Source organism: Nocardiopsis potens DSM 45234, assembly GCF_000341105.1.
Taxonomy (GTDB): domain Bacteria; phylum Actinomycetota; class Actinomycetes; order Streptosporangiales; family Streptosporangiaceae; genus Nocardiopsis_A; species Nocardiopsis_A potens.
Genome location: NZ_ANBB01000061.1, coordinates 1 through 22,481 on the forward strand (window position 1 = coordinate 1; position 22,481 = coordinate 22,481).

The 22,481-nt window shown below is 76.1% G+C and carries 17 protein-coding genes; 6 read left to right on the forward strand and 11 right to left on the reverse strand.

Annotated features, from left to right (window positions below; genetic code table 11):
* From D459_RS0124225 to D459_RS32610, 5 genes are all read right to left on the reverse strand, one after another.
* Positions 1-710: hypothetical protein (locus D459_RS0124225; protein WP_026120720.1), on the reverse strand; the 710-nt coding region annotated here is incomplete at its 3' end.
* Positions 707-2,899, reverse strand: a complete 2,193-nt coding sequence (locus tag D459_RS32600) for a hypothetical protein (RefSeq protein ID WP_017595593.1) — start codon at positions 2,897-2,899, stop codon at positions 707-709. The genes D459_RS0124225 and D459_RS32600, both read right to left, overlap by 4 nt.
* The gene (locus tag D459_RS0124235; protein WP_017595594.1) at positions 2,892-3,752 is read right to left on the reverse strand and encodes a hypothetical protein; all 861 of its coding nucleotides are present in this window, start codon (positions 3,750-3,752) and stop codon (positions 2,892-2,894) included. The genes D459_RS32600 and D459_RS0124235 overlap by 8 nt, the downstream gene beginning before the upstream one ends.
* Positions 3,753-4,175: 423 nt before the next feature.
* A complete protein-coding gene (locus tag D459_RS33845; RefSeq protein ID WP_051065532.1) occupies positions 4,176-6,383 on the reverse strand; it encodes a serine/threonine-protein kinase in 2,208 nt (735 codons plus the stop codon).
* 77 nt (positions 6,384-6,460) lie between these two features.
* Positions 6,461-7,882 carry an MFS transporter gene (locus D459_RS32610; protein ID WP_017595595.1) on the reverse strand — a complete coding sequence of 474 codons (1,422 nt, stop codon included), beginning with the start codon at positions 7,880-7,882 and terminating at the stop codon, positions 6,461-6,463.
* 155 nt (positions 7,883-8,037) lie between these two features.
* Between D459_RS32610 and D459_RS0124250 the strand changes: the two genes are divergently transcribed.
* Positions 8,038-9,042: an Lrp/AsnC family transcriptional regulator gene (locus D459_RS0124250; protein WP_017595596.1), complete on the forward strand. Its 1,005-nt coding sequence runs from the start codon at positions 8,038-8,040 to the stop codon at positions 9,040-9,042.
* A gap of 1,678 nt (positions 9,043-10,720) precedes the next feature.
* Here the strand turns inward: D459_RS0124250 and D459_RS0124255 are convergent.
* Both D459_RS0124255 and D459_RS0124260 read right to left on the reverse strand, forming a co-directional pair.
* Entirely contained in the window at positions 10,721-11,950 is a 1,230-nt protein-coding gene (locus tag D459_RS0124255; RefSeq protein WP_017595597.1) for a M20 metallopeptidase family protein, read from the reverse strand.
* 445 nt (positions 11,951-12,395) lie between these two features.
* Positions 12,396-12,953, reverse strand: coding sequence for a hypothetical protein (locus D459_RS0124260; protein WP_017595598.1), 558 nt, complete (start codon positions 12,951-12,953; stop codon positions 12,396-12,398).
* A 230-nt stretch (positions 12,954-13,183) separates the two neighbouring features.
* Between D459_RS0124260 and D459_RS35945 the strand changes: the two genes are divergently transcribed.
* Positions 13,184-13,441: a DUF397 domain-containing protein gene (locus D459_RS35945; RefSeq protein WP_017595600.1), complete on the forward strand. Its 258-nt coding sequence runs from the start codon at positions 13,184-13,186 to the stop codon at positions 13,439-13,441.
* 8 nt (positions 13,442-13,449) lie between these two features.
* On the opposite strand, the gene D459_RS0124275 is transcribed toward D459_RS35945, so the two are convergent.
* The gene (locus D459_RS0124275) at positions 13,450-15,468 is read right to left on the reverse strand and encodes a tetratricopeptide repeat protein (protein ID WP_017595601.1); all 2,019 of its coding nucleotides are present in this window, start codon (positions 15,466-15,468) and stop codon (positions 13,450-13,452) included.
* Positions 15,469-15,620: 152 nt separating this feature from the next.
* On the opposite strand from D459_RS0124275, the gene D459_RS37505 reads away from it, so the two are divergent.
* Both D459_RS37505 and D459_RS37510 read left to right on the forward strand, forming a co-directional pair.
* Entirely contained in the window at positions 15,621-15,917 is a 297-nt protein-coding gene (locus D459_RS37505; RefSeq protein ID WP_338044456.1) for a Uma2 family endonuclease, read from the forward strand.
* Between the two features lie 52 nt (positions 15,918-15,969).
* Positions 15,970-16,239: a Uma2 family endonuclease gene (locus D459_RS37510; RefSeq protein WP_338044457.1), complete on the forward strand. Its 270-nt coding sequence runs from the start codon at positions 15,970-15,972 to the stop codon at positions 16,237-16,239.
* A gap of 45 nt (positions 16,240-16,284) precedes the next feature.
* Here the strand turns inward: D459_RS37510 and D459_RS37415 are convergent, their stop codons facing one another.
* Positions 16,285-16,851 (reverse strand): helix-turn-helix domain-containing protein, encoded by a 567-nt coding sequence (locus tag D459_RS37415; protein ID WP_017595602.1) that lies wholly within the window; start codon positions 16,849-16,851, stop codon positions 16,285-16,287.
* A gap of 54 nt (positions 16,852-16,905) precedes the next feature.
* Between D459_RS37415 and D459_RS32620 the strand changes: the two genes are divergently transcribed.
* The gene (locus D459_RS32620; RefSeq protein WP_040710967.1) at positions 16,906-17,595 is read left to right on the forward strand and encodes an AzlC family ABC transporter permease; all 690 of its coding nucleotides are present in this window, start codon (positions 16,906-16,908) and stop codon (positions 17,593-17,595) included.
* Entirely contained in the window at positions 17,592-17,912 is a 321-nt protein-coding gene (locus tag D459_RS0124295) for an AzlD domain-containing protein (protein WP_017595604.1), read from the forward strand. Before D459_RS32620 ends, D459_RS0124295 begins: the two co-directional genes overlap by 4 nt.
* Before the next feature lie 230 nt (positions 17,913-18,142).
* On the opposite strand, the gene D459_RS0124300 is transcribed toward D459_RS0124295, so the two are convergent.
* A complete protein-coding gene (locus D459_RS0124300) occupies positions 18,143-21,910 on the reverse strand; it encodes a caspase, EACC1-associated type (protein WP_017595605.1) in 3,768 nt (1,255 codons plus the stop codon).
* On the reverse strand, positions 21,907-22,377 hold the full coding sequence (locus tag D459_RS0124305; protein ID WP_017595606.1) for a hypothetical protein: 471 nt from the start codon (positions 22,375-22,377) through the stop codon (positions 21,907-21,909). Before D459_RS0124305 ends, D459_RS0124300 begins: the two co-directional genes overlap by 4 nt.
* Between the last annotated feature and the right edge of the window lie 104 nt (positions 22,378-22,481).

Here is a 22,481-nt window from a genome sequence, read left to right on the forward strand (position 1 = left end):
GCGTCGAACAGCCCGGCGAGGCGGTCGAGGACATCGGTGCGGTCGTCCGCGGTGAGCCCGCGGAGCAGGTCCGCCACGAGGCGCCCCGCCGCCTCCTCCTCCGACGGCTCCCCGTCCGCCCCTCTCCCCTCCGCCGTCACCAGCCGCAACCGGTCGGCGGCCACGTCCAGTTCCCCGGTGCGTTCCGGGTTGTGGTCGTACCACCAGCGGAGGGCCGTCGCGGGGTCGCTGTAGACCTCCTCGGTGAGCCGCTCGAGATGCCGCAGCCGGGCCAGCAGCTCCTCCTCTTTGAGGGCGTAGCGCGGAATGCACCGCTCCCTGCTCTTGACCAGTTCGACATCGGCCTCGTCCGCTCCGACCCGGACCTCGACACTGCCGATCCTGATGTCTGGGTCGTCGACGACGCCGTCGGCGAGGAGCCGGCGCGCCAGTTCGGCCTCGGCGAGGCCGTGGTCGGCCACCGAGTGGCCGCGCGCCTCCTCCCGCGCGGCCTCCAGTACCGCCGCCCGCGCCTTCTGCGCGGCCCGCTCCCGGCGCCTCCCCCGGGCTGCGATGTCCAGCACCAGCGCGAAGTCGGCGTTGAACAGCAGCCCTTCGTCCCTGCTCGGCAGGCGGGCGGAGAATTCCATCGCCTCGCCTCCCGAGCGGAACGCGATGCTCCACGGGGGCACCTCCGCTCCGGGGACGACGCTCCGCATCAGCCAGCTCATACCTCTCCTCCGACGGACTCGGGGTTCCGGGTGAACGGGTCGTGCGCCGCGATCCGCCCGATCAGCTCCGCCGCCCGGAGGTCGCCCCGGTCGCGCGCTCGCCGGCCGAGGAGTCGGGCGATCCTCACGTTGGCCGCGGGGCTCGCGGACGCGGCGTGCAGCAGTACGGCCTCCAGAGCTGCTCTCTCCCGCCCCCGCGGCGCCAGCGCCGGGGCATCGGCCCAGCCGCCGAGGGCCCGCTCCGCCCCTTCCGGGTCCGCTCCGCTCAGCGCTGCCGCCAGCGCGGCGCCGACCGCGTCCGCCGGAATCCCGGCCGGTTCGTCCGCGGTCCTCACCAGCAGGAGCGGCAGGCCCCGGCCGTCGGCCGCGGAGAGCATCCGGTAGAGGTGGCCGCGGGCGAGGTCGGCCCGGCCCCGCTGCTCGGGGTCGTCCGCCCAGGCCGCGAGCTCCCTCAGCACCTCGGCGCAGGGGGCCGGTTCCTCCGCGATGGAGTCCAGGGCCTCCGAGACGGCCGCCCCGCCGCTCTCCGAAGCCGGTGCCCGGTCGGCGATCAGTCTGAGCCGGACCAGTGCGGAGCCGGGTTCGACCCTGCCGTACTGGCCGCACACCTGGGCCACGGCGATGTCGGTCGCCGCGCCGCCGCGGCCGCCCTCGGCCAGCCGGTAGAGGTAGGCGCGGACCGCCGGGCCGAGCCGGCCGTGCACCGCGGCCCGGGCGACCACGGGGACGGCGGCCGGGCGCAGCACCCGGTCCCGCCCCCAGGCGACCAGGAGCCCGTTCACCGGCCCGGGGTCCCCCTGCCGGTCCGCGAGCCGCAGCCAGCGCTCCGCCACCTCGCCGCGCTCCCGGACGGGGATCTCGCGGACCGCCCGGTTCGACCAGGTGAGCAGGGATCTGCGCGCCTTGGGGTACTCGTGCCACAAGTGGTCGAGCACCACATCTCCGAACCCGGGCCGCCGGAACCGGATGCGGTCCTCCGCGTCGACGACGGAGCCCACCTCCGCCAGCATCGCGGTGAGCCCGCCGCCGGAGATCGGCGAGGAGAACTGCACCGGGACCGACCACGCCTTGGCGAGCTCGTCGACCTGCGGCAGCACGGCGTCGGAGGGGCAGCCTTCCAGGACCGCGACGGCCTCGATCAGAACCCGCTGGTAGTCGCCGGCCCGCAGCTCCTCCCGGCGCTCCGGGCGGTCCCGGCCGTCCCCGGCGCCGCGCGGCCCGTACCGGTTCCCCTCGGCCTGCGCGGCCGCCTTCTCGTGCTCCTGGAACCACGTGCGGACCTCGGCCGCGTAGTTCCGGAACACTCCCAGGACTTCTTCGACCTGGACCGCGAAGGCGGATTCGGAGGAGGCGGAGCGCTGGACCTGCTTGGCCATGCGCACCGCCCGGTCCGGGGTCTCCCCGGTGAGCAGCCCGCGGACCTCCGGGGCGGCGGACCAGCGGGCGGCCCGCTCCTCCCCGATGAGGTGGCGCAGGTGTCCGTGGAAGACCCGCTCCGCCGGGACCGGCTCCACCTCCAGGCAGGCGTAGTCGTCGGCGGGGTCCTCCCGCCAGGCCCCGGCGACCACGACCAGCCGCCCTCCGCACGCACGCACTCGGCGCGCGTACTCCCGGACCGCGGCCCGCTGCCCGGTGATGTCGCCGAAGGGGGTGAGGTCCAGCAGGTAGGCGTGGTCCGGTTCCGCCGGGAGCCTCCCCAGCCCCAGGTCCCGCTCCCCGGCCTCCGGGACCGCCTCGCGGAGGGGCAGCCGGGTGCGGTCGAGCGCGTAGACGGCGGTCACCGCCCGGCCCGCGCCGGAGGGGCCGGCGACCACGCCGACCCGGGCGTCCCGGAACTCCCGCTCGAAGCGGAGGTAGTGCTCGGGGCGGACGAACGAGGCGCGCACCGCCTCCACCCGCCGGGGGTCGAGCCGGCGCGCCTCCCGGACCAGCCGGGTCGCCTCGGCGCGGCTGTACAGGCCGTCGGCGGGGCCGGTGTGGATGTGCATGCCGCCGTAGATGACGGCGTCCTGGACCAGCTGCCCGTAGTTGTCCGCGGCGGTGTTGGCCGCCTTCTCCCGCCCGGGCGCGGCCTCGCCCCCGTCCGGCCGGACGGACGGTTCCCGCTCCGCGCGGCCCTGCTCCTCCTGCTCCGGCTCCGGCGCGGGGGGCTCTTCCGCACCGGGGGCGTCCTGGGGCCGCTCAGCCACGTCCCCTCCCGCGGAAGTCACCGTGCATGCCGCCCTGGAGCGTGCCGCCGAGCACGGCCTGGCCGTGGTTGTCGCCCATCCGCACGCCGCCCGGCGCCGCCCCCTGGCCGGAGGGCGGCTCCGGGGCGCCGGGCCCGGGCGCGGGCTCGGGCGCGGCTTCCGCCTTCCGCTCCGCCGTCTGGGCGCCTGGGGCACCGGAGGAGCGCGACTGCACCGGAACGTACAGGTAGCCCTCCTGGGTGAACCCCTTGTCCGGGTGCCGCACCTCCACGCGGCGGAACCGGCGCGGGTTCAGGCCGACGAAGCGGCCGACCACCGCCTCCTCGTAGACGCCCCGGGAGACGATCGCCGCGAGGTAGGTGATGTCCCGGTCGGAGGCGCGGAGTTCGTCGCGGAGCGGGGCGGCGTCCAGCAGCCGGTGGACATCGTTCATCGCGCGGCCGATGCCGGCGGGCCCGGGGCCGGCCCCTCCGCCGTCGGGAAGCGGCCCCACGTCGAGGGCGACGCGCAGCCGGAGCCGCAGCTCCCGCTCGTGGGCGGCCAGGCGCGACTGGTCGTCCTCGAGCGCGTCCTGCAGGTGCCCGAGCATGGGGTGGACGAGGAACGGAAGGTGCTCCGGCTCCACTCCGACCACGTACCCGTCCCCGGCGCTCTGCGGGAAGCGGCGCCCGCTCCACACCTCTTCGAGACCGGAGCGGCGGAACGCCTCTTCCAGCGCCTCCGGGATGGCGGTACTGAGCACCTGCTGGTGGAAGGCGGAATTGCGGGTGTAGCCCTCCGCGTCGACGGCCAGCACCGCGCGGTAGGGCGGCAGGGGTGAGCTGGTCCGCAGCGGTCGGGGGGTGGCGGCCATGGGGTCGCACCTTCCTTACTCTCTCGGGCCGAACCGGCGTTCCGCGAGGTCGGCGATCACGGGCCCGGGGCGGCCTGCACCGCGCGGCGGCCCAGGCGGTCGCCGCTTCGGCGGCCCGGGTCCCCCGGCGGTGCTCCGGTGCTCCCGGTGCACTGCCGACCCTCCAGGCCGCCGATGCCGGAGAGTGTCCAGAACCAGACAGAGCGCGCGCATTGCGACCCCGGACACACCCGGTTCCCCGCCCCCGGAGCGGCGGACCGCCCCGGCCGGGACTCGGGCCGGACCGGCGGCCCGGAAGAGGGGAACGGGGCACCCGATGCGCCCTCCGGGCGGAGCGGGGACCGCCACCCGGGCCGGGGGCTCAGGAGGCCGCCGGCCCGCAGGGCGTGTCCGGACGGCCGTTCCCGAGAGGCCGGGACGGCGTCACTGCACCGGCCAGAGGGAGATGTGCCCGGCTCCTTCCGCGGGGGGCTCGCCGCCGTCCCCGTCCAGGGACTCCTGCTCGTAGCAGGAGCCGATGGGCTGTCCGGGCTCCCGCCCGCCCACGGGGACCCAGCCGCAGGTCCAGCCGTCGTATTCACCGAACCCGCCGCTGCCCTGAAGCCGGTCGGGCGGCAGTGCGAAGTAGCCCTCCAGGACCTCGACGGCCTGCTCGCAGGTGATGCCGGGGGTGGTGGGCTCGACGATGACCTCGCCCGAAGCCCGGTCCGCCACCGGGGAGTCCTCGCAGCGCCCTGCGACGATCTCCGAGGGTTCCGGGAGGTCCACCTCGACGGGGGCGTTGAAGTCGGAGAACACCGTCTCAGTGGTGTTCTCGCCGCCGGACTCCCCCGCGTCGTAGGAGGACTCCAGGCGCAGCGGCAGCCCCTCCTCGTCGAGCCAGACGTCGAAGGAGGCCGGATACTCGGTCTCCTCCCCGGACGGGTAAGAGGTGACGGTGACCGTGTAGTCGCCGCTGTAGTGCGCCGCGGGTTCACCGTCCGGTCCGGTCTCCTCCTCGTGCTCGCGCAGCTCGCCGGAGTCGGCCATCCGCCGCAGCTCCTCGGCCACCCACTGGGCGGAGAACTCCTCCTCCGAGTAGAGCGGGACGTCGGTGCCCGGAGGCCGGCGGCTCCAGGTGCCGTCGAACAGGTAGACGGGGCCGTCGGCGTCGCGCGCGACCGAGGTGACGCCGACGTCCGCCGTCTCGTCGGTGCGCAGGTAGCCGATGGCCGGCTCGGCGCTGAACTCGTGCCGGACGACGCTGGTGTAGGGCTCCTGCCCCGGCATCTCGGTCCGGAAGGTGGTCTCGGCGCGGAAGCTCTGCGCCTCCGCGGCCAGATCGGCCGCCTGCACCACCGCCTCCTGCGGGGTGAGCGCGGTCAGGGCGCCGTAGGCCGCGACGCCGCCGACGCCCGCCGCACCGGCGGCGAGCAGGGCGGCGGCCGCGATGCCCGCGGTCTTCAGCCCGCCGGCCACGCCCCCGGCAGCGGCGGCGCCGCCCACCGCGGAGGACACGGCGCCACCCGCCGCCGCACCGCCCGCCATGCCGCCCGCCGCCGAACCGCCCGCCATGCCGCCCGCCGTGCCTGCGGCGCCGCCGGCCAGCACCGTCCCACCGACCGCGCCCAGCACCGGGGCGGCCGCCAGCCACAGCTCGGGCCGGTGCCAGGGGGCGTCGAACCCGCTCCACCCGGTACGCAGCAGGGCGCCGAGGCGGCCGCGGGGATCCTGCTCCGCAGGGAGTTCCCGGGTCTCCGGCGCCTCGGGGGCGGCCGACAGGGGGCCGCCCGGAGCGGTCCCGGCGGCCGGGGCGGTGCGGGCGAGCACCGCGCGGAACGCCTCCTCGGCCGACGGCCGCGCGCTGGGATCGCGGTCGAGGGCCGCGGCCACCAAGGGCAGCAGGCCCTCCGGAACACCTGCGACGTCGGGGGCCTCCTCGCGGGTGCGGCGGAGGAGTTCCTCCGGCTCGCCCCGCCCGTACGGGGGCCGCCCCGTGGCGGCGAACGCCACCAGGCCTCCCCAGGCGAAGACGTCGTCGGCCGGGACGGGATCGCGGCCCGCGATGCGCCCCGGACTCATCCAGCCGGGGGAGCCGAAGACCCCGTCGTCCCGGGACGCGGCGACGGGGCGGGCGATCCCGAAGTCGAGCAGGCGGGGGCCGTCCGGGGCGAGCATCACGTTGGCGGGCTTGACGTCGCAGTGCACCACTCCTGCGGCGTGCACCGCGGCGAGCGCCTCGGCGGTGCCCGCGGCGAAGGCGTGCAGCACCTCGCCGCCGAGCGGCCCGTGCTCGCGCACGTACCGGGCGAGAGTGCGGCCGGGAACGAAGCCGGTCGCCACCCACGGCCGCCCGGCCCCGGGGTCCGCATCCAGTACAGGGGCGGTGCACATCCCGCCGACCCGCCGCATCAGCTCCACCTCGCGGGCGAACGCGGAGCGGAAGCGCCGGTCGGCGGCGAAGCGCTCGTGCACCACCTTGACCGCGATGCACCGCCCCGCGCCGTCGAGCGCGCCGTAGACGGCGCCCATGCCTCCCGCCCCCAGCCGACCGACCAGCCGGAAGGGGCCGATGGTCTCGGGGTCGCCCGGCCCGAGGGGGGCGAGCTCCGGGGGAAGCCGCCTCGGGGCGGCAGAGCCCATGTTCGTCATGGGCGCCATGCTCCCCTGGATCGGTCGTCGGCGCGACTCCGGAGGGCCCGTCCCCGGGGCCGCCGGGCGTTCCCGGGTCAGGACGGGGAGTCGTGTTCGGCCGGGGCGGGGGCCGGGGCGGGGGCACGCAGGGCCGCCGCGATCGCCACCGCGGCGAGGCAGAGCACGGCGCAGCCCGCCCAGATCGCGATGTAGCCGCCCTCGCGGGGGACGTCGGGGGCGCCCGGGAGGGCCATCCGGTTGAGCACCGTGCCGAAGACCGCGCCCGCGATGCCGCCGGCCAGCGCCTTCAGTGTGTTGTACACGCCGGTGGCGGCGGCGGTGCGGTCCGCCGGGGTGCGGCGGATGATGAACAGCGGGATGGCGCTCATCGCCAGGCCCACCCCCAGGCCGTTGGCGAGCAGCCCGGCCCCGAACTGCCAGGGGTGGCCGTGCAGCAGCGCGATCGCGGCGTAGCCGGCCGCGGAGAGCGCGAACCCGCCGGCCAGCACCGCGCGTTCGCCGAGCAGCCGCGCGGCCCGGTCCGCCGCCAGCCCGCCGACCAGGATGCCCAGCGCCGAGCACATGCTCACCGCGGAGACGCCCAGGGTGTCCAGGCCCCAGCCGTAGCCGTGCGCCGGGTCGGTGGCGGCGAAGGTCGGGGCGGAGGTCAGCGACCCGTAGAGGGAGAGCCCCAGCATCATGCTGAGCCAGTACACCGGCGCCAGCGTCCTGCCGCTCATCACCCGGACGTCGATCAGCGGGTCGGCGATGCGCGCCTCGTAGCGGACGAACAGGACCAGCAGCACCGCCCCGGCCAGCAGCTCGGCGCCGGCCCGGCCGGGCGAGGAGGCGAGCGCGGCGATCCCGTCGAACGCCAGCCCGAGGCCCAGGGCGACCAGCATGCCGCCGACCCAGTCCACCCGGCCGCGGGAGCGCACCTCCGACTCCGGGATCAGGAACAGGCTGACCAGCAGGCAGGCGGCGAGCAGGGCGACCAGCACCCACAGCGACACCCGGACCGAGGAGGCCGCGTCGTCGATCAGGCCGACCGCGAGCGCCCCGAAGGACACGCCGACGGACAGCGCCCCGACGAGCAGGCCGATGGCGGGGCCGGCGCGCTCGGTGCCGAGCCGGTCCCGGACGATGGCGAACTCCAGCGGCAGCCAGCAGGCCAGCGCGCCGGAGAGGATCCGGCCGAGGATCAGCAGGGCGAAGCCGTCCGCCATCGCCACCAGCGCGTAGCCGGCCAGCGTGACGACGACGGTAATCTGGATCAGCCTCCGGTGCCCGAAGACGTCGCCGAGCCGGGCGAGCAGCGGCAGGGCGAGGCCCGAGGCGAGGAGCTCCACGGAGAACGCGGTGCTCAGGTCCCCCGGCCCCAGCCCGAGCTCGGCGCCGATGGCCGGGAGCAGCACCGGGAACCCTCCCTGGAGGACTCCGCTGCACAGCTCGATGAAGACGAGGAAGCCGACGAAGGCGGCCGACCGGCGGCCGGCCGCCGGTGTGGAACCGGGCATGGGCGATCCTTGCTGATGGGACGGGGGATGGTGGCGATGCGGTCTGCGTCGACCGAACTCGGTTCAGGATCACCGCGTTGGTGCGGTGCCGCGCCGAACCGCACGGATCGGCCCGTTCTCCGCTCCCGCTGCACGGATCGGCCGTAGGGGCCGCCGTGGACGAGCTGGACCTCTCCCTGGTCGGGGCGCTGCAGCGGGATCCGCGCGCGCCCTGGTCCGCGCTGGCCGGGCCGCTCGGCGTGGACGCCGCGACGCTGTCCCGCCGCTGGGCCCGGCTGTCCTCCTCCGGGGAGGCGTGGGTGACCTGCTATCCGGGCGGCGCCGCCGACGGCGGGCCGGCCAGCGCGATGGTGGAGGTGGAGTGCGCGGCGTCGCGGGCCGCCGAGGTCGCCGGCGTGCTCGCGCGCGACCCGCAGGCCGCCACGGTGGAGGTGCCGGCCGGCCGGGCCGACCTGCTGCTCACCGTGTTCGCGGCGGACCTGCGGGAGCTGACCCGCTACGTCGAGCAGCGCGTCGCCCGGGTCCCCGGCGTGCTGCGCACCCGCACCGACCCGCTGCTGCACGTGGTCCGGGAGGGCAGCCGGTGGCGGCTGGGCACACTCGACGCCGAGCAGCGCCAGGCGATCGGGGAGCGGCCGGCCTCCGGGCGCCGCGCCGCCCGGGACCGGCCCCGGGACCGGGAGCTGATGCTGGCGCTGGGCGAGGACGGGCGGATGCCGCACGCGGAGCTGAGCGAGCGGACCGGGATCCCGGTGACCACCGTCCGCCGCCGGGTCGCCGAGCTGCTCGACTCGGGCCGGGCGGTGCTGCGCTGCGACGCGTCGGCCCGGCTGACCGGGTGGCCGGAGACGGCGCTGCTGCGGCTGGACGTCCCCGCCGAGGAGCTGGAGGAGGCCGCGCACGGCCTCGGGCTGCTCCCCCAGGCGCGGCTGTGCGCGCTGACCGCGGGCCCGGCCAACCTGCTGCTGGTGGTGGTGGCGCGGCGCCTGGTCGACCTGCCCCGGATCGAGGCCCTGGCGACCCGGGGCCGGCCCCGGATACGGGTGGTGGACCGGCAGCTGACGCTGCGCACGGTGAAGCTGATGGGCCGCCTCCTGGACGAGGACGGCCTGGCCCGCGCCCGGATCCCGATGGACCCCTGGGCCGCACCGCCCGGCTGACCCGCCCGGCTGACCCGCCCCCGGGCGATGATCTTGACGTTGTCTCCGTCTCAGACCCCTTGTCGTCAAGTGGCCGTTGCAACGGGGAACTCGGGGAGGGGCGAGGGACGGAAGGTGCCCCGACCGGGCGCGGCATCTCGCGGAGCGAAGGTCCGAGCGGGCGGCCACGGCGGGAGGGCAGCGAAGGCAGGAGGGCGTGCCGGCCGGTCGGTCGGGCGCGGCGTCTCGCGGAGTGAAGGTTCAAGCGGCGGCGACGGCGAAGGCAGGGCGGGGCGCAGGCGATCGCCCGGGCGCGGCGCCCCACGGGGTGAAGGTTAAGGCGGGCAGCGAGGGCGGGAGAGGGGACCGGCCGGTCGGTCCGGCGCGGCGTCTCGCGGAGTGAAGGTTAAGGCGGGCAGCGAGGGCGGGAGAGGGGACCGGCCGGTCGGTCCGGCGCGGCGCCCCACAGAGCGAAGGTCAAGACCAGCGGCGACGGCACAGGCAGGGGCGGGGTCCGGCGCCTCACCCGGGCGCTGCGTCTCACGGGGCCGGGGTTCAAACGGGCGGCGAGGGCGAGAGGGGGACCGGCTGGTCGGTCGGGCGCGGCGCCCCGCAGAGCGAAGGTCAAAGCGGGCAGCGAGGGTGGGAGTCGGGCGGGGCGGCACCGGTGAAGGGGGCGGGCCGCTCGCCCGGGCCCACCAGGGGGCCTTATCCCTGTATGCCTGGTTCGCGGCGGGGACCGGGCAGGGGCGGGAGTGCCCTGCGCACCGCGAGAGCACCCCGATTACATCTACCAGCGAGTAGTAAGCCCCCAGGCCCCCACCACCCCCTCACCGATCACCCAGAGTGGCCAAGGCGGACCCTCCCTGCAGGGCAAAAGCGACATCTCGCCTTCGTGCCGCCCCTGCCCGGGTTCCGGCCCCCTGCTTTGCGGCCTTGCGGGCGGCTCGAACCCCCGAACACCGGCCCGATCAGGGCCAATCGGGCCTCCCGGGGCCCGATCCCGCCCAGGGTGCGCGCCCGGGAATCACCGGGGTGCTCTCGCGGTGCGCAGGGCACCCCTCTCCGCCATCACCTTGCGTATTCGTCCAGGTCGGGGAGGTGCAGTGGTTTCATGGGTAGCCGGCCCCGGCGTCTGGGATGACGCGGGAACGGCGAACCCGCCCTCTCTGCCCGCCGCGACCACTCCCGACCTGCTCTGCCGCGCCCGACCGACCGGCCGGTCCCCTCCACCGCCCTCGTCGCCCGCTTGAACCCTCACCCTGCGAGACGCCGCGCCCGGGCGACGCCTGCACCCGGCCCCTGCCTCTGCCGTCGCCGCCCGTCTTGACCTTCGCTCCGCGAGGCGCCGCGCCCGGCCGGGGCACCCGCCCCTGCCCCTTCCTCCGCCGTCGGCTTGAGCCGTCACCCCGTGGGGCGTCGCACCCGACCGACCGGCCGGTTCCCCTCCCGCCATCGCCGCCAGCTTGAACCCCCGCCCCGCGAGGCGCCGCGCCCGGGTGAGGCGCCCGCCCCGCCCCTGCCTTCGCCGTCGCCGCCCGTCTTGACCTTCGTTCTGCGGGGCGCCGCGCTCGGCCGAGTGGCCGGTCCCCGCCCGTCCTCTGGCGGGCGGTATTGCAGCGGACGCTGGAGACCGTCGGCTTTGAGACGGCGACAACGTCAAGACCATCGGGGAGAGGCGGGGAGGAGCGGGGCCGGGTCAGCGCGGATCGGCGGTCAGGCGGCGCAGGGCCAGTTCGGCAAGGAGGGCGGCGCCGTCGCCGAGGACCGCATCGTCGAAGACCGCGTGCGCGGAGTGGTTGAACGGCGCGGCGTCCGGGTCGGCCTGCGGCGGGGCGGCGCCCAGCATCAGGAACGCGGCGGGCACCTGCTCGGCGACGAAGGAGAAGTCCTCCGAGGCGGTCATCGGCTCGGGCTGCTCCTCGTAGCGGTCGGCGCCGAACACCTCGCGGACCGTGCGCGCGGCGAAGTCCGCCTCGGCCGCGTCGTTGACGGTGACCGGGTAGCTCAGCTCGTACTCGGCGTCGGCGCGGAGCCCGTGCGCCTCGGCCACCCCGCGCACCACCCGGGCGGCCTCCCGCCGCACCCTCTCCCGGCTCTGCGGGGAGAACGAGCGGATCGTCGCCTCGAATTCGGCGCGGTCCGGGATCACGTTGTCGGCGTCGCCCGCGTGGAACCGGCCGACGCCCACCACGACCGGGTCGAACACGTCGAACCTGCGGGTCACCATCGTCTGCAGCGCGGTGACCATCTCGCAGGCGGCCGGCACCGGGTCCAGCGCGGTGTGCGGGGCGGAGCCGTGCCCGCCGCGGCCGTGCACCTCGACCGTGAGCCGGTCGGCGGAGGCCATCGCGGTGCCGCCGCGGCAGGCGAACACGCCGCTGCGGCGCCCGGCCGAGCTCACGTGCAGCGCGTAGGCGGCGACCGGGCGGGACCCGGCGGCCTCCAGCACCCCCTCCTCGATCATCAGGCGGGCGCCGCCGCCGTCCTCCTCCCCCGGCTGGAACATGAACACCACGTCGCCGGGGAGCTCCGCGCGCCGCTCGGCCAGCAGCCGGACCGCGCCGACCAGCACGGCGGTGTGCAGGTCGTGCCCGCAGGCGTGCATCCGCCCGGGGAAGCGCGAGGCGTGGTCCAGGCCGGTCTCCTCGTGCACCGGGAGCGCGTCCATGTCCCCCCGGAGCAGCACCGCCGGGCCGGGGCGGCCGCCGCGCAGCACCGCGGTGACCGAGCTGAGCGAGGTCCCGGTGGTCACCTCCACCGGCAGCCCGCGCAGTGCCTCGAGCACTTTCGCCTGGGTCAGCGGGAGCTGCAGTCCCAGTTCCGGTTCGCGATGCAGGGCCCGGCGCAGCCGCACCAGGTCGTCCTGGATCGCGGCGGCGGAGGCGCGGAGGGAGGATGCTGCGAAGGAAGCGGCGGAGGAGGTCACTCGGGCTCCCGGAGGTCGGGGACGGTCGGCCGCCCCAGCTTCCCTCCGGCCCCGCCCGGCCGCCGCGATCTGCACGGATCGTCCGTTTCCGGCCCCTTCCGCTCCGGAAAGGACCGCCCGGGTGCCAGGCGGGAGCCGGGGGCGTAGCCGGGACCGGTCGGTGAAGCGGGCGCCTGCGGCCGATCCGCGCCGGGTCCGGCGCCGCACGCCGACCGCAGTTCGGTTCGGTGCGCGCCTGCGCTCGGCCTGTCCCCGCCCCGGCCCTACCGCGCGGGGCCGCTGCACCGACCGCGCTTCCGCCGCTCCGCGGTGCGGTCCGGTGCCGGCGCGGTCGACCGCCGATCCCGCCGCCGGAGGCGGCGTTCGGGCCGGTCCGGGGCGGCCTCCGCGCCCCCGGCACCGGGCCCGGCCGGGGTTCCGGCTCCCGGGGAGAGAACGGGTGCGCTCAGCGGCCGGACGGGCCGCCCGGGGCCTCCGGGTAGCGGGGAGCGTCGCCCGGAGGGACGCCGGGCCCCGGCTGCGCGCCGCCGGTCGGGGCGCCGCCGGCCGGCGGCCAGGAAGAGGGCGGGACGGGCACGCCGCGCCGCCCCTGCACCTGCGGCGACCGCCAGCGCGACGGCCACACCGCCGTCATCAGCAGTACCGGACCGAGCAGCAGGTAGATCGCCATTCCGCTGCTCATCCACATCGGGTCGAGGTGCAGCAGCGGCCCCAGGCCGCCGCCGAGGCCGAAGAAGGCCAGCTGGCCGATCCCGTACAGGGTGAACAGGGCACCGGAGACCAGGCCGGCCACCGGCGACATCCACGGCGCCGTCGCCAGGCCGACCAGGACCGCCCCGGCCACCACCAGCACCGCTCCGACCAGCGGCTCCCAGTGGGTGAACTGGAACATCACGATCCCCCGCTGGAGCCACCCGAGGCCGGTGCCCAGTACCAGCGGGACCAGGAGCAGCAGCGCCACCCCGTACACCGCCCCCAGCCCGTGCCGAAGTCCGCCGCTCATCCGCCGCCTCCACCCGTCGCTCCGCCGCCGACGGTCCCATGATCGCGGACCGCCGCCACCGGAACGGCAACGGCGGAGTCCCAGGTCCGTCACGGCCCCCGCGCGCCGGCCCGGGCCCGCCCGCCCGCGCCGGCGGCCTCCGTCCGACCGCCGCCCACCGCCCACCTGCTGCCGCCGGCCGCCCGCGCGGCCATACTGGGGTCTTCCGTTACCGAGCAGAGGAGGCCCGAATGCCGCGCACGCCGGACCGCCCGCCGGCCTGGGAGCCGGGCCCCTGGGTGCGGAGCAGCCACAGCTCCGCGGAGACCGGGGCCTGCGTGGAGTTCGCCGCGCCGCGCCCGCGCCGGGGCGCGCTCCTCGGCGGGACCGGCTCCGCCGAGCCGCGGGTGCTGCTCCGGGACTCCCGCCACCCCGGCCTCGCCCGGCTGGCGCTCCCCCTCGGCGAGTGGGCCGCGCTCGTCCGCTCGGTGCGCGGCGGCGCGCTGTAGGCCCCGGCTCACCCCTGCCGGCCGGCGCCCTCCCGGGCCGCGCGCTCCTCGGCCTGCGCCAGCCGCTCGCGGGCCAGCCGGGTGCGGGGGTGGTCCGCGCCGAGGGTCCGCTCCCACCCCTGGGCGACCCCGGCGAAGCCCTGTACCGCGGCGGCCGCGTCCCCGTTCTCCAGCTCGTTCAGCGCGACGTAGTAGCGGGCGTCCACCGCCTCGGAGTGCTCCGGCCCGTGCAGCCGGTCCTTGACCGCGACGACCTCGGCGAGTTCGCGCTCGGCGGTCTCCCGCTCGCCCAGCCGGATCGCGGTGAAGGCCAGGTTCTGCCGGGCCTGGAGCAGCACGGGGTGGTCCGCGCCGAACGGCTCCGCCCCCTGCTCCAGCACGGCGCGGAACCGCTCCGCGGCCGCCGGGAGGTCGCCGCGCCGTACCGCGACCAGCGCGATCTGGTGCAGGGCGCTCAGCGCCTCGGCGCCCCCTCCGCCGGGGAGGCGGCCGCGCGCCTCGTACTCGGCCCGGTACACCTGCTCGGCCTCGTCCAGCCGGCCGAGCTGGAGCAGGGCGTCGCCGTGCAGGTGGCACGCGCGCAATGCCACCGGGTGCTCCGGGCCGAGGGCCTGCTCCGCGCGGGCGGCGAGCGCGGCGAGGGCGCGCCGGGCGGCGGCCGGGTCGCCCCGGACGAGCAGCAGCCGTTCCCGGTCCAGTGCGGCGGCGAGCGCGTCCGGGTGGTCCTCGCCCAGCGCGGCGGCACGGACCTCCGCCACCGCCCGGTGGGCGGCGTGCTCCATGGCCGGGTCGCGGTCGGGCGCGGCGCGCAGCAGCCGCTCGGCCTGCTCCGCCGCCTCCGCCGCGCCCTCGCCCAGGCCGGCCCGGACGGTCTCGCCGATCAGCGGGTGCAGGCGGAGCGCGCGCTCCCCGTGCACCTCCACCACGGCGGCCAGGCCGTGCACCGCCAGTGCGTTGAGCGCGCGGGCCACCGCGGCCTCGTCCAGCGGCCCGGGGCCGGTGTCGGCGCGGCCGCCGCGGAGCAGCCGCACCGGGAGGCGGCGCAGCGGCACCTCCACCCCTTCGGCACCGAGGAGCGCGAGCAGGTCGAGCAGGGGCTCCGCCTGGGGCGTGCCGGACAGCGCCCGCACCGACGCCCGGAGCGTGCCGGCCAGTGTCGGGCCCCGCCCGCCCAGCGGGCGGACCAGGTCGTCGATGCGCACCGCCGACGCGGCGAGGTGGCCGCCGAGCTCCCGGAAGCCGGGGAAGAGGGTCGGGTGGGCGGCCATCGCCCTGCCCGCCAGGGCCAGGGCGAGCGGGAACCCGCCGAGGCGCTCGGCCAGCTCGGCGGCGCCGTCCGCGGCCGCCGCGCCGGCGTGGTCGGCGAGCACCGCGGCCGCGTCGGCCCCGGCCAGTGGCTCGACCGGGTGCAGCGCCGCGGGCGCCCAGGTGCCCGGGTCGGCCGTTCTGGTGGTCACCAGCACGGTCCCGCACGGGCTGCCGCGCAGCCAGCCGACGCCCGCGCCGGGCCGGTCGTCCGGGTCGAGCTCCTCGGGGCGGTCGGCGTTGTCGAAGACCAGCAGCCACGGGCGGTCCGCCGCGTCCAGCAGGTTCCAGGCCCAGCGGGCCGCCCGCCGGGGCGCGCCGGCCAGCCGGGCGGCCTCGTCCGGGTCGCCGCCCAGCTCGACGGCGGCCTCCAGGACGGACGCGGCCACGCCGCCCGGGCGCACCCACCACACGGTGCGCCCCTGCTCGGCGGCGCGTCGGGCCAGTTCGGCGGCGACGGTGGACTTCCCGATCCCGCCGGGGCCGGTCAACACCTGCGGCCGGGGGTCGCCGCCGGCCATCGCGCCGGTGAGCGCGGCGAGCAGCCGGTCCCGCCCGCGGACCCGGGTGGCGGGCCGGGGCGCGTCCAGGCAGACGTCGGCGCGCGGCCCCGACCGCGCGGCGGAGTGGATGTGCACGTCGCCGTGGACGTCGCCGGCCTGCAGCAGCGAGCCGTAGAGGTCGCCGCGGACGGTGTTCCTGGAGGAGGGGGCGTCGGGCATGGGATCACGGTAGTGCCCGCCCGGCCGGATTGGAGGGCCCGCCCTCCCCCTCCGGCGCCCCTGCCCGGACGGATCCGCCGCGACTCTGCGAATACCCGTCCGTAACCGGAAAGCGGCCTGGACAGTGGTCTCCATGCGATCGAGGGGGCAGTATGTCCATCATGAGCATCGGGGAGACGGAGCCGCGGCCGCTGACCGTCGACGACCTGGAGCGGTTGCCCGAGGACGGCAACCGCTACGAGCTGGTCTGCGGGAGGCTTGACGTGTCTCCGGCCCCCAAGCCCGCGCACGGCCGCGCCGAGCACCGGCTGGCCTGGTGCCTGGAAACCGCCTGCCCGCCGGGATTCGAGATCTTCCAGGGAACCGGGATCGACCTCAATGCGGACCGGACCCACCACCGCATCCCGGACCTTTCAGCTTTCAGCCTTCAGAGAGCAGAGCAAAGATAAGAGCCTTCCGGCCTCCGGTCATTTCGCGGATCCACCGGCCCTGGCCGTCGAAGTGGTCTCCCCGGAGAGCCGGTTCCGCGACCACCACACCAAGAGGAACGAATACGCCGCTTTCGGCGTCGAGTCGTACTGGATCGTCACGCCGGACCCGCTCGCCCCGAGCATCATCGAGTTCCGCCTGGACGGCGGGGCCTACCGCGGCGCCTCCGAGTCCGTGGACTTCGACCTCTTCGAGACCGACGCCCCCTTCCCGGTGAAGCTGGTGCCGCACTGGCTCACCGCCGACGATTCCACCTGGAAGAGGCGGATCGGCGGCGGGTGAGCGCGGCCCGCCCCTCATCGCACTCCGGATCGCCCTCCGGGCGGGTCAGGCCTCGGAGACGAGGACGGCGGCCGTGCCGGGTTCGAGGGCGCGGAAGACGTGGGGTTCGTCGCCGGGGTAGCAGAGGTAGTCGCCGGGGGAGAGTTCGGACGGGGAGTCGGCGGGGCCGACCGAGGCGCGGCCGGAGACCAGGACCACGTGCTCGACGGTGCCCTCGGGGTGCGGGGCGGATTCGCGCTGGTCCCCCGGTTCCGCCTCGACCAGGTAGATGTCGCGGCGGGCGCCGGACGCGCCGGAGGAGAGCAGGGCGGCGGTGTAGTCGGCCCGCCCGGAGGGGACGGCCGGGGCCTCCCCGCGACGGACCAGCCGGGTGCGCGGCATCGGCGGGTCGACCAGGCGGGAGAACGGGATGCCGAGGGCGGTGCTGAGCGCCCACAGGGTCTCCACGCTCGGGTTGCCGGCGCCGGCCTCCAGCTGGGAGACGGTCGACTTGGACACCTCGGCGCGGCGGGCCAGCTCGGAGATGCTGTACCCGGTTCGGGCGCGCTCGCGCTTGAGGGCCGCCGCGATGAGGCCGCTCAGCGGCCCGGACTCCACCATGCCGTCCAGCATAGCGATCGTTCGTTCTCCTTGACGAACAACCGCGATGCGGCCAACATAATGGACATGCGTTCGCCACAGAGAACACTTTCCGGGGCCGGACTCGGGGACGCGGCGGCCGTCGCCGGGGCGGTGGCGCTCGTCGGCGCCTCCTACGGGGCGATCGCCCAGGCCGCGGGGTTCCCCCTGTGGCAGGTGGCGGCGCTGGCCGCGGCGGTGCTCGCCGGCTCCGCCGAGCTGGTCCTCGTCGGCCTGCTGGCCGCCGGCGCCGCCCCGCTGCTCGCCGCGGGGGCGGCGCTGCTGGTCAACACGCGCAACTTCGCCTACGGGATGGCCGTCGCGCCGTTCCTGCGGCGGGGCCCGTCCCGGGCACTGGCGGCGCACTTCGTCAACGACGAGACGGTGGCGCTCTCCCTGGCCCGACCGGACGGGGCGGGGCGGCGGGCCGCGTTCTGGGCCGGGGGCCTCGCCATCGCCGCCGCCTGGCCCGGGGGCGCCCTCGCCGGCTACGCACTGGGGTCGCTGACCGGCGACCCCGCCGCGCTCGGCCTGGACGCCGTCTTCCCGACCATCCTGCTCGCCATGGTCGTCCCGGCGCTGCGCGACCGGCGGACCGCGGCCGCCGTCATCGCCGGCGCGCTGATCGCCGCGGCCTGCACCCCCTTGCTCCCGGCCGGCGCCGCCCCACCCGCGGCCCTGCTCGGCCTGGCCGCGATCCCGCTGCTGCGCCCCCTGGAGCGGAGGTTCCGCCGATGAGCACCACGGCCTTCCTGACCGCCCTCGCCGTGCTGGCGGTGGGCACCTACGCCCTGCGCGCCGGAGGGCTGCTCCTCCGCGACCGGCTGCCGCTCTCCCCCGGAACCGACGAGACGCTGAACCGCGCGGTCGCCGTGCTGCTCGCCGGGGTACTGGTCTCCACCACCCTCTTCGACGGCACCGAGCCGGCCGGAACCGCCCGCCTGGCCGGGGTCGCCGCCGGCGGCCTGTGCACGCTGGCCCGCCTCCCTCTGGCCGCCGCCCTGCTCACCGCGGCGGGCTGCACCGCGGCCCTGCGCCTGCTCGGCATCGACTGACCGGGGGCGGGAGCGCACCGCTTCGGGAAGGTGTACGCCGTGCCCGCGCGAGGGGACGGGGTTCTCTTCCTTCTCGGCCCTCCCCCGGGTCGTCCGCGGCGGGGCCCGAAGTACCGGACCGCCTGTCAGGCACTCCTTTCGGAGGCTTCTGCCCGGCGCCGAGGACGCCGGGCAGAAGCCTCCACGTCCGGCAGGAGACGGCGTCCCGCCCTGCACGGCGGCATTCCGGTTCAGCCGGCCCTCCGGACCAGTTCGGCGGCGACGGCTTCCGGCTCCGTCCAGCAGCGCCAGACCGGGACACGGACCGTGCGCGTCCCCGACACCGCTTCGAAGAGCGCGGCCTCGTCCAACGCCCGCAGGAGCGTCCGCCCTGCCTCAGGCGCCGCCGGGTCGCCGACGCCGGCACGGTCGATGATCACGGCGACTTCCCCGTCGGCCCCGGAGACCACGAGGTCACAGGCGTATCCGTGCACGGCCCTGCCGACCTCGACCGCGGCTCCGCACGTCTCCAGCGCCCCGAACAGCCGGCCTCGGGCCCCATCGGGCGCCTCCTCCGTTCCCGCCGGCCGCGCCCCGAGTGCGAAGTCGGCCAGCAGGCCCTCCTGCTCCGACCAGTACCTCTGATCCCCGACCAGGTAGAGACGGGAGCGGGCCCTGGTCACGGCGACATTCCACAGGTTCTCCCCCCGTGCTGCCCACTGCCCCGGTCCTCGGGCGACCCCGGTCGCGGCCGCCGGGGACACGACCATGACGTCTCGCTCCCCGCCTTGGAACGTGTGCACGGTACCGACCCGGATGCGCTCTCCCGCCCCGCTGAGGCGGCCCTCCAGCTCGCGCTTCTGCGCCGTGAAAGGGGTGGCGACCCCGATGTCCGCGTCCGGCGGCAGCTCGGTCCAGAGCCGACGCAGCAGCCGGACGACCTCGTCCGCCTCGCCGGTGTTGCGGCACGAGCGCCCGCCGGGCCGGTCGGTGGCCCCCTGGACGTCGATCCACTGGACGGCCTGCCGGGCCGGCGCCGCCAGGCCCGGCGTGCGGGTGCGCACCGCGAGCCTGTTCCCGTAGAAGCGCCTGTTCACCGGCGCGACGATGTCGGGGTGGCAGCGGTAGTGCTCATCGAGCCAGAGGACCTCGCGGTCGGCGCGGGCGAGGGCCGCGGCGGAGGCGTGGTAGGCGGACGATCGCGTATAGGCCAGTGAGCGGTCGTCAAGCCATTCCTCATCCAGTCCACTGGCCGTTTGGAGTCGGCGGTCCTCCTTCGCGCCCAGCGGGTTGACGGGCTGAAGCTGGTGAGGGTCGCCGATCACGAGGGCGCGCTCGGCCCGGAAGAGCAGCGGAAGGACGTCGGCGATCGTGCACTGGCTCGCCTCGTCCACGACGACCAGGTCGAACAGGGCCGGTTTCGGCGGGAACACCCGGGCGGAGCGAGACGTGACGGCCCATGCCCGGGCCACCCGGATGAGGCGGCCCATGCCCACCCACGTGGACCCCCGTGACGCCAGGTGGTCCAGCCTCTCGTCGAGCACGCCTCCTCCCTCGGCGAGTGCGCGGGCCACCTGCGCCGCGAGGTACCGCCGGCCGTCCTCTCGGCGCTTCTCTCGGACGTCGGCGATGCGGGCGTGCACCTCCTCCGGGATCCCGCCCCGCTCCAGGCGCATCCGGGTTTCGCACCATTCGAGCTCGGTCCCCAGGAACTCCGCGAGCGCCGCCAGCTCCCCATCGTCGCGCCCGTACCGGAGGCTCCGGCGCACCCACCACCGGTACAGCGGAGCCGTCCACCCCCGCCCGATCGCCGCGTCCACGCGGCGGCGCCACTTGCGGACGGCCTCGGCATCGGGGAAGAGCCGGTCCACCGCGACCTCTGCGGCGACGCGCGCCCGGTCCTGATCGCGCACGGGCGCCGACACGGCCAGGCGGCGCTCCGCCGCCCCCGCCTCTTCCAGGATCGCCTGCGCGTCGGCGAGGCCGCGCTGGTGGAGGTCGAGCCGCTCGGCCCCGGTGCGCCCGTTCGCGGCCTCCAGGCGCACCGTCCGCAGGCGGGTGAGGATCTCCGCTTCGTTCTTCTGCTTCTCCGCGTTACCGGTACGGACGACGAGGTCCACGCCGGGCAGCAGTCCGTTCGCCCGGCGGACGACCTCATCGACCGCCGTGTTGTTGGTGGAGGCGACCAGGACGGACTCCCCGGCGGCGACCGCGGTGGTGACCACTGACGTGATCAGCTCGCTCTTGCCCGTACCCGGCGCGCCGGTCGCGACCGTGAGCCTCTCCCGCATCGCCGATTCCAGGATGCGCTCCTGCGCCGCATTGCCGTGCCCGGTGACCACCGGGCGCACCTCGCCCCGGTGCACGGGCCGGACGGCTCCCGGATCGGCGAAGGACGCCAGCGCCGTGGAGGCGATCCCTTCCGGCTTCATGCCGTTCTTGGAGCGGTGGTCCAGGTCCGCGACCAAAGCGCCGATCGACCGGGCCCCGGGGTCGGCGGCATGGAGCATCGCGGCGTTCCGGGCGCCGCTGCGGAATGGAGGCCCCGCCTCCAAGCGCCCGTCGAGGCGCCCGGCGACCAGGTCCTGGACCTGCTCCAGCCCCAGGCGCCCGCAGAGGGCGCGCGCCCTGTCCGCCAGGCCCGCCGCCCCCGTTCCTCCCCAATCGGCTTCGAACCAGGCGAAGAGGTCCTCGACCGCCTCTTCATCGAATTCGGCGGCGGTGAGGAGGAGTTCCCGGTTGAGCTCGGGCTCTCCCGCCGCGAGCAGCTCGTATCCGCCGTCGTCGCGCTTCCGCGCCTCCACGTCCATAACCAGCAGCGGGGCGGCCTTGTAGCCCTTCCGGTCCCGCCCCTTCTCTTGGACGGGAGCGAAGAGGACCGCCGGGTATCCGTAGCGCAGGGGCCGCTTCTCCTTCAGTGAGGATTCGGCGATCCGCGCGGCGGCGCCCGTCAGCGGGATCCTCTCCGCTTCACCGCTGAGGATCCGCTCGCGTTCCGCCTCGAGGACCGCGAACTCCCCGCCGGCGACGTCGGGGAGCTGCTGCAGCACGCTCTGCCGGCTGAGGCAGGCGCTGTAGTAGTCGAACAGGGCCTTCCAGCGCCGCGTGTCCCACCGGTCTCCCTCCCCTCCATCGGAAGGCCGGAAGGCTCCCTCGGCGGAGAGGGCATCGGGCCCGGGCGCCCCGCCCCGGTCAGCGCTCCGCTCAACCCCCGGGGCCTCCGCCGCCCCCTGGCCGGCCGGCTCGTCCAGCACCACTGCGGTCGAGGCGCCGACGTGGCGGGCCAGCTTCATCGCGCCCTGCGCCGCCAGCGAGAAGCCGGTGACGTGCTGTCCGCCGTGCCTGTCGACCGACTTGTACACGTACTGGTACAGATCGACCGTGTCGATCCATCCGTCGCCGTCGGAATCGGCCGCGGCGCCGGAGAGCCCGCGCACCACGGCGGCGGTGAAGGGCGAAGGCTCGATCTTCGTCGTGTTGTCGCCTTCGTAGGCCGGTTCGATCGCCCCCGACGCGGCGAGGACATAGGTTCCCGCCGAGTCGTCTCCACCCATCTGGCGCTGGAAGTCCGGATGATCACCGGCCCCCTGGGCACTGCGGGTGGCGAACCCGTCGGCGAAGGCACCGCTGTAGCAGCAGTCGAGCAGCAGGACCTTCTTCGCCACCCGCGAGTCCTTGAACAGGCGCTGGAGCGTTTCCGCGGAGACCGCCGTCGATTCGAGCCTGTCCGGCCGGGTGTCGCCGAAGGCGAGGTGGAGCCTGCCGCGCCGGTTGGTCAGGCCGTGCCCGGAGAAGGAGACCAGCACCAGGTCTCCGGGCCTGCCTTCCACCAGCGGCTCTTCGATCGCCTCCAGCGCCTCCCTCTTTCCCGGGTCGTACAGGGAGCGCACGCGGTCGAAATGGCCGTTGGCCTTGAGCACCGCTTCCAGCCGGTCGACGTCCGCACGCGGAGAACGCAGGTCGGCGAGCGCCCCGTCCCGGTAGGAGGTGACTCCGAGCAGAATCGCCGTCCGCGTCACCGCTCCTCCCCTGCACCGTCCCCTTCGGCGCGGTCCTCGGCGCCTCGTCCGCCACCGGAGGACCGAGACCCGCCCTCCTCCCCGCTCCGCTCCGCCAGCAGCGCCGAGAGGAACGCCTCGACCTGCTCCGGGCGTACATGGTGCCCCTCCAGGGTCACCTTGGCCCCGTCGGCCTCCACCGTCACCGACTTCTGCGCACGGGTCCTCAGCCACTCCTGAACGATCGCGGCGATGTGCGGAACGGCCTGGCGCACCGCGACCCCGGCCAGCAGAATCGCACCGGCGACCGCCGCCGGATCACCGGCGCGCACCCCCGGGGGCACCGCGCCCGGCGCCCTCACGAGATCAACCCGGTCGGCGTCGACGCGCTCCACGAGCTCGAGCAGATCCCGGGTATGCTCCTCGGCCTCTTCCGGAGTCGTGTCCTCCTGGAAACCGATCCTGAGCCGCAAGTCGGTCACGCGCATTCCCACCTTCGACGAGCCCTGACAGAGCGATCCGCTCGGTGATCGAACGACCACATTCCGAACCCGCCACATATAGCACCGGAGAGATCGCGATATCCCCGAGT

What these genes read in the sequence shown, in the direction of transcription:
- D459_RS0124260 (WP_017595598.1), bottom strand. Translation starts at nt 12,953, where the DNA reads ATGAGCGGCGGACTTCGGCACGGGCTGGGGGCGGTGTACGGGGTGGCG.
- D459_RS37505 (WP_338044456.1), top strand. Translation starts at nt 15,621, where the DNA reads ATGTCCATCATGAGCATCGGGGAGACGGAGCCGCGGCCGCTGACCGTC.
- D459_RS32620 (WP_040710967.1), top strand. Translation starts at nt 16,906, where the DNA reads ATGCGTTCGCCACAGAGAACACTTTCCGGGGCCGGACTCGGGGACGCG.
- D459_RS0124295 (WP_017595604.1), top strand. Translation starts at nt 17,592, where the DNA reads ATGAGCACCACGGCCTTCCTGACCGCCCTCGCCGTGCTGGCGGTGGGC.
- D459_RS0124305 (WP_017595606.1), bottom strand. Translation starts at nt 22,377, where the DNA reads ATGCGCGTGACCGACTTGCGGCTCAGGATCGGTTTCCAGGAGGACACG.
- D459_RS35945 (WP_017595600.1), top strand. Translation starts at nt 13,184, where the DNA reads ATGCCGCGCACGCCGGACCGCCCGCCGGCCTGGGAGCCGGGCCCCTGG.
- D459_RS33845 (WP_051065532.1), bottom strand. Translation starts at nt 6,383, where the DNA reads ATGACGAACATGGGCTCTGCCGCCCCGAGGCGGCTTCCCCCGGAGCTC.
- D459_RS32610 (WP_017595595.1), bottom strand. Translation starts at nt 7,882, where the DNA reads ATGCCCGGTTCCACACCGGCGGCCGGCCGCCGGTCGGCCGCCTTCGTC.
- D459_RS0124275 (WP_017595601.1), bottom strand. Translation starts at nt 15,468, where the DNA reads ATGCCCGACGCCCCCTCCTCCAGGAACACCGTCCGCGGCGACCTCTAC.
- D459_RS37415 (WP_017595602.1), bottom strand. Translation starts at nt 16,851, where the DNA reads ATGCTGGACGGCATGGTGGAGTCCGGGCCGCTGAGCGGCCTCATCGCG.
- D459_RS0124235 (WP_017595594.1), bottom strand. Translation starts at nt 3,752, where the DNA reads ATGGCCGCCACCCCCCGACCGCTGCGGACCAGCTCACCCCTGCCGCCC.